Origin of the sequence: Desulfonatronovibrio hydrogenovorans DSM 9292, from assembly GCF_000686525.1 — a bacterium.
Classification (GTDB): domain Bacteria; phylum Desulfobacterota; class Desulfovibrionia; order Desulfovibrionales; family Desulfonatronovibrionaceae; genus Desulfonatronovibrio; species Desulfonatronovibrio hydrogenovorans.
Window position 1 is genome coordinate 212,184 of sequence record NZ_JMKT01000010.1, and the last position, 12,443, is coordinate 224,626.

9 protein-coding genes are annotated in these 12,443 nt (G+C 49.9%); 5 read left to right on the forward strand and 4 right to left on the reverse strand.

The genetic code is table 11. The annotated features are described in order from the left end of the window. Positions 1-52: 52 nt before the first annotated feature. From P771_RS0108835 to proC, 5 genes are all read left to right on the forward strand, one after another. The gene (locus P771_RS0108835) at positions 53-1,147 is read left to right on the forward strand and encodes a murein hydrolase activator EnvC family protein (RefSeq protein ID WP_028574861.1); all 1,095 of its coding nucleotides are present in this window, start codon (positions 53-55) and stop codon (positions 1,145-1,147) included. 207 nt (positions 1,148-1,354) lie between these two features. Further along, positions 1,355-2,641, forward strand: coding sequence for a S41 family peptidase (locus P771_RS0108845; RefSeq protein WP_028574862.1), 1,287 nt, complete (start codon positions 1,355-1,357; stop codon positions 2,639-2,641). A gap of 3 nt (positions 2,642-2,644) precedes the next feature. Further along, positions 2,645-3,973: a divergent polysaccharide deacetylase family protein gene (locus tag P771_RS17025; RefSeq protein ID WP_051617226.1), complete on the forward strand. Its 1,329-nt coding sequence runs from the start codon at positions 2,645-2,647 to the stop codon at positions 3,971-3,973. Between the two features lie 61 nt (positions 3,974-4,034). Continuing rightward, complete coding sequence (ndk, locus tag P771_RS0108855) at positions 4,035-4,454, forward strand: nucleoside-diphosphate kinase (protein WP_028574863.1); 420 nt, start codon at positions 4,035-4,037, stop codon at positions 4,452-4,454. Beyond that, positions 4,454-5,257 (forward strand): pyrroline-5-carboxylate reductase, encoded by an 804-nt coding sequence (proC, locus tag P771_RS0108860; RefSeq protein WP_028574864.1) that lies wholly within the window; start codon positions 4,454-4,456, stop codon positions 5,255-5,257. The genes ndk and proC overlap by 1 nt, the downstream gene beginning before the upstream one ends. 19 nt (positions 5,258-5,276) lie before the next feature. On the opposite strand, the gene thiD is transcribed toward proC, so the two are convergent. From thiD to recD2, 4 genes are all read right to left on the reverse strand, one after another. Further along, on the reverse strand, positions 5,277-6,086 hold the full coding sequence (gene thiD, locus P771_RS0108865; RefSeq protein WP_028574865.1) for a bifunctional hydroxymethylpyrimidine kinase/phosphomethylpyrimidine kinase: 810 nt from the start codon (positions 6,084-6,086) through the stop codon (positions 5,277-5,279). 54 nt (positions 6,087-6,140) lie between these two features. Then, positions 6,141-7,829: a glutamine--tRNA ligase/YqeY domain fusion protein gene (locus tag P771_RS0108870; protein WP_028574866.1), complete on the reverse strand. Its 1,689-nt coding sequence runs from the start codon at positions 7,827-7,829 to the stop codon at positions 6,141-6,143. A 113-nt stretch (positions 7,830-7,942) separates the two neighbouring features. Then, entirely contained in the window at positions 7,943-10,114 is a 2,172-nt protein-coding gene (locus P771_RS0108875; protein ID WP_084301781.1) for a GAF domain-containing hybrid sensor histidine kinase/response regulator, read from the reverse strand. Between the two features lie 14 nt (positions 10,115-10,128). Then, entirely contained in the window at positions 10,129-12,342 is a 2,214-nt protein-coding gene (gene recD2, locus P771_RS0108880) for an SF1B family DNA helicase RecD2 (protein WP_244147311.1), read from the reverse strand. Positions 12,343-12,443: the final 101 nt, after the last annotated feature.

Genomic DNA, 12,443 nt, shown 5'->3' on the forward strand with positions numbered 1-12,443 from the left:
CGAATATAGTGTCCATATGCAGTATTCAGCATCAAAAACAGCAAAAAATTCTATGAAATCCCTGCTCTTCTTCCTGCTGGTCCTGTTTTGGCCGGTATGGAGCCTTGCCGAACGACCCGGCAGCATCCAGTCGGAAATTGAAGCCAGACAGGATCAGCTGGAAAGGCAGCAAAGGGCCATTGACAGGCTCTCCCAACAGGAAAGAGAGGCATATTCCAGGCTGGCCAGGGCTGAGGACCGACTGGATAAAATCAACAATGAACTGGAGGCCCAGGAAGGGGAACTGCGGGAAATACTTTCCCAGGAAGCTCAACTTGCAGCAAGATACAATGATCTTGTTCGGGAAAAATCTGAAACGCAAAAAAAACTGGCCGAAATACTTGAGGATATCTGGCCGATTTTTCTGGAAAGCCAGGGTCGCGGACTAGGTCATATTCAACAATGGACAGACCTTGACCGGCAAATGACCTGGCTCAGGGCGTTTTACCTAGAAGCTGAGGAGATTTACTCCCTGCTTCAGGAGCAGTCTGGCGAACTGGCCTCTAATCTGGCCGGCCTCCAGATACTCAAGGCCAGCTATCAGGATAAGCTTGCCCAGGTCAACAGGACCAAAGACCGGATGCTCGGAGAAAAGCTCAGCTTTCTGAATGAATTGCAGGAAATCAGGGCTCAGCGTCTTGCAGGCGAAGAGATGATCGACCAAATACTTGATGTAATAGATTCCCTCAATTACCAGTTAAGGGCTGTTACAGAAAGGGAATTTGAAGGTTTGAAAGGCCATCTGTCATGGCCGGTCCATGGAGACCTGGTCGCCACTTACCAGCCTTCCAGCGAACCTCCCCACAACGGGCTCAGCATATCTGTACCTGAAAACAGCCCCATCAGGGCAATCTCCTGGGGAAAAGTTGTTCACAACGATACCTTGCGCGGCTTCGGCAGAGTGGTTATTATCTTTCATGGTGCAGATTACTATACCCTGTACGCTTATCTGTCCGAGAGCAATCTGCAGATCGGCCAGGAGGTGGAAAAGGATGAAGTAATCGGCCGGGCCGGATACTATCCACAGATCAATGCGCACGGTATTTATTTTGAATTGCGTTTTAGGCAAAAAGCCATTAACCCTGTTCCCTGGCTGGCAAAATCATAAAGTCACTGCTGAAAATAAATTAACAGCATTATGGACAAGGCAGGTTTTACCCGCTTTAAAGCCTGGTTCTCCATATTAATATCAGCAGGAGATTGATTTCCAAAATACTGAGACCGTGCCTCGGGAGAAAAACAGCCGGTAACAAGTTTGGGAAAAAGCCAGACCATGTATTTTAATGCCAACGATCCTGACAAGCTGGAGGAAATAATGCGATTAAACCACTTGATTGGAATACTTTTAATACTGTTTTTAATCATGGTCTCGCCGTGGACTGGCCAGGCCAGAGAAGACCAATATGAAGGGCTTAAAAGATTCAGCCAGGTCCTGCATCTCATTGAAGACAACTATGTCCATGAAAAAAGCCGGGAGGATCTGCTTCAAGGGGCCATAGAGGGAATGCTTCAAAAGCTTGACCCCCATTCATCCTTTGTATCCCTGGATGAACTCAGGATGATGCAGGAGGACTTTTCCGGTGAATTCGGAGGGATAGGCATTCAGATTGGAATGAGGGACAATCAACTGGTGGTTATAGCTCCCATTGAAGACACCCCAGCTCACAAGGCCGGCCTGCAGCCGGGCGACATGATTCTGGAGATAAACTCCAAATCCACCCAGGGAATGAGTCTAACCGACGCCGTAAGGCTCATCAGGGGCCCCAAAGGTGAGCCTGTGGAGCTGACCATCCTGTCTGCAGACGATCAGAAGCCCAGAAAGGTGGAGATCGTCAGAGACACCATTCCGGTTCATTCGGTCAGAATCCAAGAATTGGAGCCAGGATACGTCCAGCTCAGAATAACTGATTTCAAGGGAAACACCACTGAAGATCTCAAAAGCGAAATCCTTAAGTACGCATCCCAAAAAGACCTTAAAGGAATAATTCTGGATCTGCGCAACAACCCCGGGGGCCTTCTGGACCAGGCAGTTTCAGTTTCTGACCTGTTTCTGGATGAGGGGCTCATTGTATACACTCAGGGAAGAGACCAGAGACAACGCAAGGACTATAATGCCACCAGAAGCGCTGCTGACGTGACCACCCCCATGATCGTGCTTATCAATGCCGGATCAGCTTCTGCTTCAGAGATCGTTGCCGGAGCCCTCCAGGACCGCAACAGGGCCCTAGTGGTGGGAGAGAATACCTTTGGCAAGGGATCTGTCCAAAGTATTATTCCCCTTTCTGATGGCGCTGCCATAAAATTGACCATTGCTCTGTACTATACTCCAGCAGGACGCTCCATTCAGGCCGAGGGGATTGCCCCTGACCTCAGGATCCCGTTTCAGAGAAAGACCTCTGCCCAGAGTGACCCTGAACACCCGGCCCTTAGAGAGTCCGGACTGCAGATGCATCTGAGAAATCCGGATCTTCGAGAAAAAGATGACCAGGACTTGACCGATGAGGTCAAGGAAATCCTTGAACAGGACAATCAATTACGTCTTGCCCTTGAAATATTGAGATCCATGCCCAGGATAAAAGAGCTTAGCTATAAAAAATACTAAAACATGGCCTCAGCAAAAAAATCCGGCAAAAAGAAAAAAAAAGAAACCGGACAGACTCCGTTTCCCGGAGTCCGTCCGGTGCTCTGGGGAGCAGCCTTTGTATTGACCCTGTTCACCCTGGTGGCCATCCTCCTCCTGCCCCACAAGGACACCTCCCGCCAATCCGATCTTGTAAGGCCTGATAAAACCCGGACCATCCCTGCAGAACCCTCTGATGATCTTTACCCTGATCCGGCCCATGAGCCGCCTTCTCCTTTCAAACCCAAGACATTTGTTTACGAAGAAAAGATTGGACTAGACTTTGACCTGCGGGTCTGGGAGGCTGACATGGCCATCCTGCAGACCATGACGCTGCTGGGACATGATCCAAACCGGATGTCCCACAGAAACGTTGAAACCCGGTTTTTTTACGGGACACCTTATCATTTCCAGGAAATGGTCATCTATACCAACAACGCTCATGAAATCTTCATCCAAAAGCTCAAAGAAAACCTTGAACGCTTTCTGTCCAATGTTGCCCTGACCAGGGGAACCCGTGAAAACACCATATCAATAAGCATCAACGGGCAAGAGACCCACAGCATAATCCTGGAAAGGATATTTGAAAAGCCCCTGCCTGGTTCCGGCAAACTGGTCATAATTATTGACGATCTAGGAGGCGATTTAAAGTATGCCAAAGAGCTGGCCAAACTGGACTTCCCAATAATTTTTTCAGTTCTCCCCCACATTTCCGCCACTGATCAGGTTGTGGATCTTGCCAGGCAGAACAATATCGAACTCATGCTTCATTTGCCCATGGAGCCACTGGGCTTCCCTGAAGGGGTGGACCCGGGACCAGGGGCCCTGTTCGTTAATATGGATGAAAATGAAATTAGACGCAGGGTCAAGGACAATATCAAGCAGGTGCCCGGGGCCATTGGCGTCAACAATCATATGGGGTCCAGGTTCACCCAGGATGCCAAAGGCATGGCCATAGTCTTTGACGAACTCAAGAAAAATCAGCTTTTCTTTCTGGACAGCCTGACCACCCCCAAGAGTGTGGCCGGAAAACTGGCCAAGGAACAGGATATTGCTTTCCTGAAAAGAAACATCTTTCTCGATAATGTCCAGGACACCAATGCCATCATGTTTCAGCTGAGCAAAGCTGAAAACATTGCCATCAAGCTGGGTATGGCCGTGGCCATAGGCCATCCTTACCCTGAGACCATCAAGGCCCTTCAAAAGTGGAATTCTTTAAAAAACAATCAGGTGGAGGTTGTCCGTGTCTCGGAGTTCATTTCTACCCAGAGATACAGGACCGTCTCCCACGACAGACCCGGATCATTGAACTGATCCAGAACCTTTTAACTCCTTCGCCATGCATATCCTAGCGCAGGACCTTTTAGGAGAAAAAATGACTCAAAGAACCCTGTCCATCATCAAGCCCGACGCCACCCAGAGAAATCTGCAGGGAGCGATCCTCAAGATGATTCAGGATGCCGGACTAAAGATCGTGGCCATGAAAATGATCACCCTGACCAGAAACCAGGCTGAAGGCTTCTATGCCGTACACAAAGAAAGGCCTTTTTTCGACAGTCTTACCCAGTTCATGTGTTCAGGCCCGGTAGTGGTATCAGTCCTTGAGGGGGAGAATGCCATTACCAGATACCGGGAAGTCATGGGTGCCACCAATCCGGCCAATGCGGATGAAGGAACCATCCGCAAGGCTTTTGCCCTGGACATTGAAAAAAACTCAGTCCACGGTTCGGATGCTCCAGATACGGCTGCTACTGAAATAGCCTATTTCTTCAATCAGCTGGAGATTACAGGCTGATGTCTGTCCGCATCGGTTTCATTGGAGCCGGAAATATGGGCGGGGCCATGATTGCAGGCCTGGCCCGGGACAAGGATCTCAGACTTTTTGGCTTTGATCCAGATGCTGAAAAACTGACCAGGCTCCAGGAGCAATACGATCTTAGGCCTCTGGAGACCCCCTTGTCCGTGGCCGAGGGCTGCGATTATATCTTCCTGGCTGTCAAGCCTGGATTGACCAAAGAAGTCACAACCCGGATCAGTCCAGCCTTGTCCAGTAAAAAGTGCCTGGTGTCCATAGCAGCAGGGATTTCAGTTCAGTCAATTGTGTCCTGGTCTGAGGACGTGTGCCCGGTGGCCAGGATCATGCCCAACACTCCGGCCCTGGCGGGCCGGGGTGTTTTTGCCGTTTGCCTGGACCACGAAAAGATCCAGCCGGAGCATAGGCAGCTTTTAGTCAGAATCATCTCCAGTCTGGGCAAGACCTTTATTTTGCCTGAAAAGAAATTTGATGCATTCACAGGCCTGATAGGTTCAGGCCCTGCCTATGTCTACTACTTCATGGAGAGCATGGTCGAGGCGGGGGTATTGTTGGGCCTGGACCGAACATCTGCAACCGTCATGGTCAAAGAGCTTTTTGCAGGTTCGGCTGAAATGAGCATTAGTTCAGAGCTGCACATCACCCAATTAAAAGAAATGGTCACCTCACCAGGTGGAACAACAGCAGCTGGATTAAGCAGGCTTGAGAAAAAAGCAGTCAAGGCCTCCATCATGGAGGCCGTAAAAAAAGCAGCGTCCAGGAGCAATGAGCTGGGCAAAGAGTAAGCAAAGACTACAAGCTCTTTCAAAGACCTGGCGGAGACACCAGGTGATTCACCGGCCCGTCTCCCCCGCCCAGATTAAAGGAGTTTTCCAAAGCTGACTGCAGATAATCCCTGGCCTGCTCAACCGCAGGCCCTATTTCCAGACCCCTGGCCAGGTTGGCTGCAATGGCCGCAGACAAAGTACATCCGGTTCCATGGGTATTTCTGGTCTTAATCCTGGGTCGTTTAATGGGAAATGGTGCACAGCTCTCTATACCCAGCCAGTCCACCATCTCATCCTGTTTTTGGAAGTGACCACCCTTGAGCAGGACTCCCTTTGCTCCCATCTTTATGAAAATATCAATGGCCTCCAGCACCTTCTCTCTGGAGTCTATCTCTTTGATCCCGGTCAAAAGTTCTGCTTCCGGCTTGTTGGGGGTGACAAGGATGGCTTTGGGAATCATCATCTTTTTCAAGGCCTCGACTGCATCTTCCCTTAACAGCCTGTGACCGCTCTGGCTTATGCAGACCGGATCAACTACAAGCAATAAGTCTTTATCCTTAAGGCTATTCCAGACCTCGGATATGATCTCCACGGAAAAAAGCATGCCGGTCTTAGCCGCCTTTACTGGAAAATCATCAAGAACCCTGTCAAGCTGGAGAGAGACAAAACCGGGTTCAGGAACTGATATTCCGTAAACTCCCAGGGTATTCTGGGCTGTAAGGGCTGTGATAACCGACATCCCATAGACCCTGTGCGCGGCAAAGGTCTTGAGGTCGGCCTGGATTCCGGCCCCACCCCCGGGATCTGACCCTGCTATGGTCAGGGCACAATTCAAAGGTTTGGTCATTTGTTTTCCTGGCGACAAGGTTTCAGGTCAAAGACGTCTGCCGGTTCCCAATATTTATCTGCCTGATTTGTTCCGGATCTTGGCCCAGGCATCTCTGAGGGTAACTGTTCGGTTGAATACAGGCCTGTTCGTTCTGGTATCTGGATCAACGCAGAAGTAGCCAAGCCTTTCAAACTGGATTCTTTCCCCGGGTTCAGCATGTTCCAGGCCAGGCTCAATATAGCATTCGTCAAGGATGTCCAGAGAGTCAGGGTTAACATATTGAATAAAGTCAACCCCTTTTTTCTCATCCTTGGTAGGACTGGCAACGGAAAAAAGCCGGTCATAGAGCCTGACTTCTGCCTTTTTGGCGTGCTTTGCCGAAACCCAGTGCAGGGTGGCCTTGACCTTGCGGCCGTCAGGAGCATCGCCCCCTCTGGTAGCTGGATCATAGGTACAGCGGATCTCAATGATCTGGCCGGTTAAAGGATCCTTGATCACCTCCTGACAGGTGATGAAATAAGCATACCTCAACCGGACCTCGCGTCCGGGAGCAAGACGGAAAAACTTCCTGGGCGGGTCTTCCATAAAATCATCACGTTCAATATACAGCTCCCTGGAAAACAAGAGCATGCGCTTGCCCATGGAATCATCCTCAGGATTGTTGATTGCTTCGAGTTCCTCTTCCCGGCCTTCAGAATAGTTGGTTATGACCACCTTAAGCGGATTTAGGACAGCCATCCTTCTGGGAGCCCTCTTATTCAAGTCCTCCCGTATACAGAACTCGAGCATGGACATGTCCACGATATTATCACTTTTAGCCACGCCTATCAGATCGCAAAACCGCCTGATGGATGCCGGTGTATACCCTCTGCGTCTCAAACCGGAAAGAGTGGGCATCCTGGGGTCATCCCAGGACTTGACATGACCCTCACTGACCAGCCTGGAAAGCTTTCTCTTGCTCATAACTGTGTAATTAAGATTGAGCCTGGCAAATTCAATCTGCTGTGGATGACAATCCACTGAGAGGTTGTCCAGGATCCAGTCATACAAGGGACGATGGTCCTGAAACTCCAGGGAGCAGAGGGAGTGAGTGATCCCTTCAATGGCATCGGACAGACTATGGGCGTAATCATAGGTAGGATATATGCACCATCTGTCTCCTGTCCGATGATGGTCAGCCCTGACTATCCTGAACAGGACCGGGTCACGCATGTTTATATTGGGAGAGGCCATATCGATCCTGGCCCGCAGAACATGTGTCCCTTCTTCAAACTCATTATTTTTCATCCGCTGAAACAAATCCAGATTCTCTTCAATGCTCCGATCCCTAAATGGACTGTTCTGTCCTGGTTCAGTCAATGTTCCCCGGTAGCTGCGGATCTCCTCAGGGCTCAGGCTGCACACATAGGCCTTGCCCTTGTTGATCAGCTCCAGACCAAACCGGTACAGCTGGTCAAAATAATCCGAGGCATGGCAGAGATGTTCCCCCCATTCAAAGCCCAGCCAGCGGACATCTTCCATTATGGATTCAACAAACTCTGGCTGTTCCTTTTTGGGGTTGGTGTCGTCAAACCGAAGATGGCACCTCCCGCCGTAGTCTCTGGCCACTCCAAAGTTAAGACATATGGACTTGGCATGGCCTATATGCAGGTATCCGTTGGGCTCGGGTGGAAAACGGGTGATCACCTCGGTGTGTTTTCCGGCTTCCAGATCTTTTTCAATTATGTCCCGTATGAAGTTCGGCTGTGAAGAATTTTCCATCCTGGTTCCAAAATCCTTTTGTAATTTAACTAGATTAGGTTGTTGTTGAACGTGGTCCCTGGACCTGACTGCTGATTCTCACCAGACAGATTCATCTCTGAAGACTGGGACCTTCATCCGTCAAGAAGATCATTGCAGGGATCAATGTATCTGTGCACCATTCCCATAAGCTCCGTGTTTTCAATTGGCTTGGAAAGATAGGCGTTCATTCCGGCCTCAAAACATTTTTGTCGACTGTCATGGTCGGCCAGTGCAGTCACTGCGATTATGGGCACATCCCTGAGCCCTGAGAATCTGCCTTGCCTGATCATGGCAGTCAATTCAAAGCCATCATGTTTAGGAACCATGATGTCCATAAGGACCAGGGAAATATCAGGATTGCTGTTCATAAGTTCCAGAGCCTCCTGTCCGTCCGTGGCAGTCAGCACGTCAAAACCTCTGCTTTTGAGCATCCTTTCTATGAGCATGCGATTAATTTTTTCGTCTTCCACCACCATTATGGGCTTGGGCCCGGGTTCAGACCTGCATTCAAGCCTGTGTTTGGCCTGCTTGAAAAGTGGCTCTGAGACAGCAAAATCAACACCCAGAAAAAACCGGCTTCCCTGGCCCGGCCTGGATTCAACCCCGAGTTCAGCTCCCAGGGTCTGGGCCAGTTGCCTGCAAACGCTAAGACCTATGCCAGAACCAAGCTGGCGCTTGAACTGGACATCATCGCTTTTTACAAATGGCTCAAAAATATCATCCTTTTTGTCCAGGGGAATACCAGGCCCACTGTCTTTGACTTCAAACAGAATCCTTACGGCATTCATCCTCTGATCATCGTCACCCTGCCGGGGCAAGCTGCTTACCCTGAACAGGACCTTCCCATCCGGTGTGAACTTGATGGCGTTTTCAAGAAGATTCCAGAGTATCTGCCTGACAATGCCCATGTCGCCACTGAGCTTAGCAGGAATATCTGAGGCAACTTCAAAATCCAGGTCAAGACCTTTGTTCCTGGCCATGGGGTCAAAAACATCCTTGATCTTATTCATTTCAACTTCAAGGTCAAAAGGTTGGGAATGAACCTTGTACATTCCCTTTTGTAAACCTGAAAGTTCAAGGATCTTGTTTATGGACATCAAAAGCTGTCTGGACGAGTCAAGGGCGATGCTGACAAGTTCCTTTTCCGGGTCATTAAGCCTTGCTTCCAGCATGGTCTGCAGGACACTCATTATCCCATTGAGAGGAGTGCGCAGTTCATGGCTCATGGCCTCCAAAAACCTGTCTTTGGCAGAATTTGCCTTTTGCAGTTGTCTTTCCGCCAGTTTCCTTTTTTGCCGACTCCTCAGAAACCATATCCCATAGCCCATGTTTCTGGCGACCCTCTCCAGGTGCTCTACCTCCTGAGGCGTAAATTCGGTCTTAACCCCGCCGTAAATGGTCAATGCCCCGAATCCCACGCCAGAATAGGAAATGGGAAATGACAGGATGTATCTGATGTGGTTTTTCCGGATCAACTCTTTCCAGGGATCAAGAGAAGGATCTTTTTCAGGTTCCTGGATATACACAGTTTCTCCAGTACGGATGGCCGTACCTGTAGGCCCCATTCCCAGTGAGCTGGCGTCCCAGGTGAGTTTCATGGTTTGGGTCATGCCTTTTTTGTCACCACTTGCGGCTCTGATGCTGATACTGCTCTGGTCATCCATTTCAGCATACCCAACCATGACCAGACAGGAATTCAGACTTGAGGCCAGGATATCGCAGACTCCCTGAAGCATATTATCTTCGTTGCCGGCTTTTATGATCACTTCTCCGCACCGGTTCAGGGCTTCCAGGTTCCAGTTGGTCCGGCGCAGATCCTGTTCAAGACCTGACAGCTTTGCAACCCGCTCTTTAAGCTGGGTTCCAAGGTTAAGATTCATGGCTCGGAGCTCGCAAATCTTAAACAGATATTCCAGCTGAACTTGAAGCATGGCCTCATCCCAATGAGTATCCATAACTCCGTCAACCGGCAAAGCTTCCTTAACCTCAGTACCCAGAGCCGATCCGGATTGTGAAATAGCCAGGACAGCTATTCCCCTTTCTCTTGATGCAGTATCAACCCAGTTCCGGATCCCTTCATAGCCCGGTCCGGGATAAGGGATTTCCACCATCAGGACAATCAGCTCCTCATTGAGAGTCAGGTTCTCAAGATCCGACTCCTGATCCAGACAACGGATCTCGCCCCCAGAGGGAAACTTCGTCAGAGATCTTCTGAGCCGGCCTTCAAGGTCCTTGTTCCTGATCAAGAGATACGTCGCTGTCATGGGTCATTAATCCTTCAAGTAAATGCCTTCTGGAGACGGAATCGAAAATGGGTGAAACGTCTGCCTGCGCCCTGGTTTCGAATTCCGATTCCCATTGCCTTTTTGGACCCAATGAGAATAGCCAGTCTTCTGGCCCTGGTGAGTCCAGTGTATATGAGATTTCGCTGCAAAAGCAAATAGTGCTGGGTGACCACAGGCATCACAATAGCCGGGAATTCGCTGCCCTGAGACTTGTGAACGCTGACTGCATAGGCCAGACCAAGCTCATCCACTTCGTCAAATTCATATACAATATTTCTGCCTTCAAAATCAATGATAAGTTCTGAATCTTCCTGATTGACCTGCTTTATCCAGCCAAGGTCGCCATTAAACACTTCTTTTTCGTAATTGTTCCGCAATTGCAAAACCCGATCTCCAGGCCTGAAGGATCTGCTGCCGCGAACCACAGCATCAGGACCTGGATTAAGCCGATCCTGCAAGATATTGTTGAGCTCCTGGGTACCCACGCCTCCTTTATGCATCGGAGTGAGCACCTGGATATCCTTCATGGGGTCCAGACCGTAAACCTGGGGGATGCGTTCACAGACCATGAAGGTGATCAGGTCCTGAATCCTTGCAATATCCTCCTGTTCCACCCAGAAAAAATCAGCCTGAGGGGGTTTCTGGGCTGAACTGACTGGAAAATGTCCGGTATTGATTCGGTGTGCATTGACAACTATGGAACTTTCCCTGGCCTGCCTGAAGATGCTGGTCAGCATGGAGCTGGGCAGGACCTGACTGGCCAGGATGTCCTTGAGGACATTTCCAGGACCCACAGCTGGAAGCTGATTCACATCTCCCACCAGGACCAGCCTGCAGGTTACTGGAAGGGCCCTCAGGAGCTGGGTAACCAGATGGGCGTCAAGCATTGAACTCTCGTCAACAATAACCGCATCTGCCCTGATTTTATTCTCTTCGTTGTAGTCGAATCCTCCGGCAGGATTATACTTGAGCAGTCTATGGATAGTAGCCGCTTCAGCCCCGGTGGCCTGGGAAAGCCGCTTGGCTGCCCGGCCTGTGGGTGCAGCCAGCTTGACCTTCATTCCCAGCCTGTCAAACACCTTGACGATCATCCGGGTTATGGTGGTCTTTCCTGTACCAGGGCCTCCGGTGATAACACAGGCCTTGTTCAGGCAGGCATTGATCACAGCGTCTTTCTGTTCCGGACTGAGGGTGATTCTCTCCTCTTTTTCCAGGGCCTTGACATGGGATCTGATCTTTTTTTCCGCTGCTGCCCCTGGATGGGTTGAAAGGCTGCACAACCTGTGGGCAGCTTCCTTTTCCAGGCCATAAAAAAAAGTCAAGTAAACAGCCCTGGCTATTCCCTGTTCAGCCAGATCCTCCACAATGACTTTCTTTCGTTCTTCCAGAAGATCAATGGCTTTTTCAATAAGCCCGGGGTCAACTTCGCCCAGGATCTCAACCACCTTTTCCACCAGGGCGGCCCCGGGGAAAAAAAGATGTCCCTGTTCACTCAGCATGAAAAGAACATAAACTACGGCAGCCTGGAGTCTCTGGGGGCTGTCCCGGACAACCCCCAGGTTCAAAGCCATGCGGTCGGCAGTCTTGAACCCGATGCCCCGGATATCATAGACCAGATCATAGGGATTTTCAGTGATTTTGGAAACCGAGTCCCTGCCGAATTTTTTGTATATTTTGCTGGCAAAAGTTGTCGGTATCTGGTGGGTCTGCAAAAAAAGCATCAGGTTTCTTATTTCGCGCTGGTCTTCCCATGAAGACCTTATTCTCTGCAGCTTCTTGGGGCCAATCCCCTCCACCTGCAGTAGTTGGTCAGGATTCTCCTCAAGAATATCAAGGACCTTTTTTCCGAATCTCTCCACCATCTTTTCAGCCATGACCGGGCCTACTCCCTTGATCATGCCTGAACTCAAATAGCGCTTTATCCCGTTTATACTGGCCGGAAACAGTTGCTCAAACTCGGAAACCATGAACTGCCTGCCGTATTTGGGATGATCCTTCCACTCACCTTTCAGTGAAAGCAGTTCCCCAGGAACTATCCTGCCCATGGCTCCGCAGACCGTCACCTGGCCCGGCTCCTGGGAGGATTTAACCCTGGCCACAGCATACCCGCTGTCCTCGCTGAAGTAAACTAGACTGGTTACCTCAGCCTTAAGTGTGCCCATGATGATCCTTGACCAGGCAAAGCCCCGGACAAAATATCCAGACATAACTGCTAATCATACTTAGATGTTAACTTAACTTGTTCAGAATGACAATTCCCAACGGCCCGCCAAAATCTCAGCAAGCTGGGCAGTGATCAACCTTGACA

What these genes read in the sequence shown, in the direction of transcription:
- P771_RS0108835 (WP_028574861.1), top strand. Translation starts at nt 53, where the DNA reads ATGAAATCCCTGCTCTTCTTCCTGCTGGTCCTGTTTTGGCCGGTATGG.
- P771_RS0108845 (WP_028574862.1), top strand. Translation starts at nt 1,355, where the DNA reads ATGCGATTAAACCACTTGATTGGAATACTTTTAATACTGTTTTTAATC.
- P771_RS17025 (WP_051617226.1), top strand. Translation starts at nt 2,645, where the DNA reads ATGGCCTCAGCAAAAAAATCCGGCAAAAAGAAAAAAAAAGAAACCGGA.
- ndk (WP_028574863.1), top strand. Translation starts at nt 4,035, where the DNA reads ATGACTCAAAGAACCCTGTCCATCATCAAGCCCGACGCCACCCAGAGA.
- proC (WP_028574864.1), top strand. Translation starts at nt 4,454, where the DNA reads ATGTCTGTCCGCATCGGTTTCATTGGAGCCGGAAATATGGGCGGGGCC.
- thiD (WP_028574865.1), bottom strand. Translation starts at nt 6,086, where the DNA reads ATGACCAAACCTTTGAATTGTGCCCTGACCATAGCAGGGTCAGATCCC.
- P771_RS0108870 (WP_028574866.1), bottom strand. Translation starts at nt 7,829, where the DNA reads ATGGAAAATTCTTCACAGCCGAACTTCATACGGGACATAATTGAAAAA.
- P771_RS0108875 (WP_084301781.1), bottom strand. Translation starts at nt 10,114, where the DNA reads ATGACAGCGACGTATCTCTTGATCAGGAACAAGGACCTTGAAGGCCGG.
- recD2 (WP_244147311.1), bottom strand. Translation starts at nt 12,342, where the DNA reads ATGTCTGGATATTTTGTCCGGGGCTTTGCCTGGTCAAGGATCATCATG.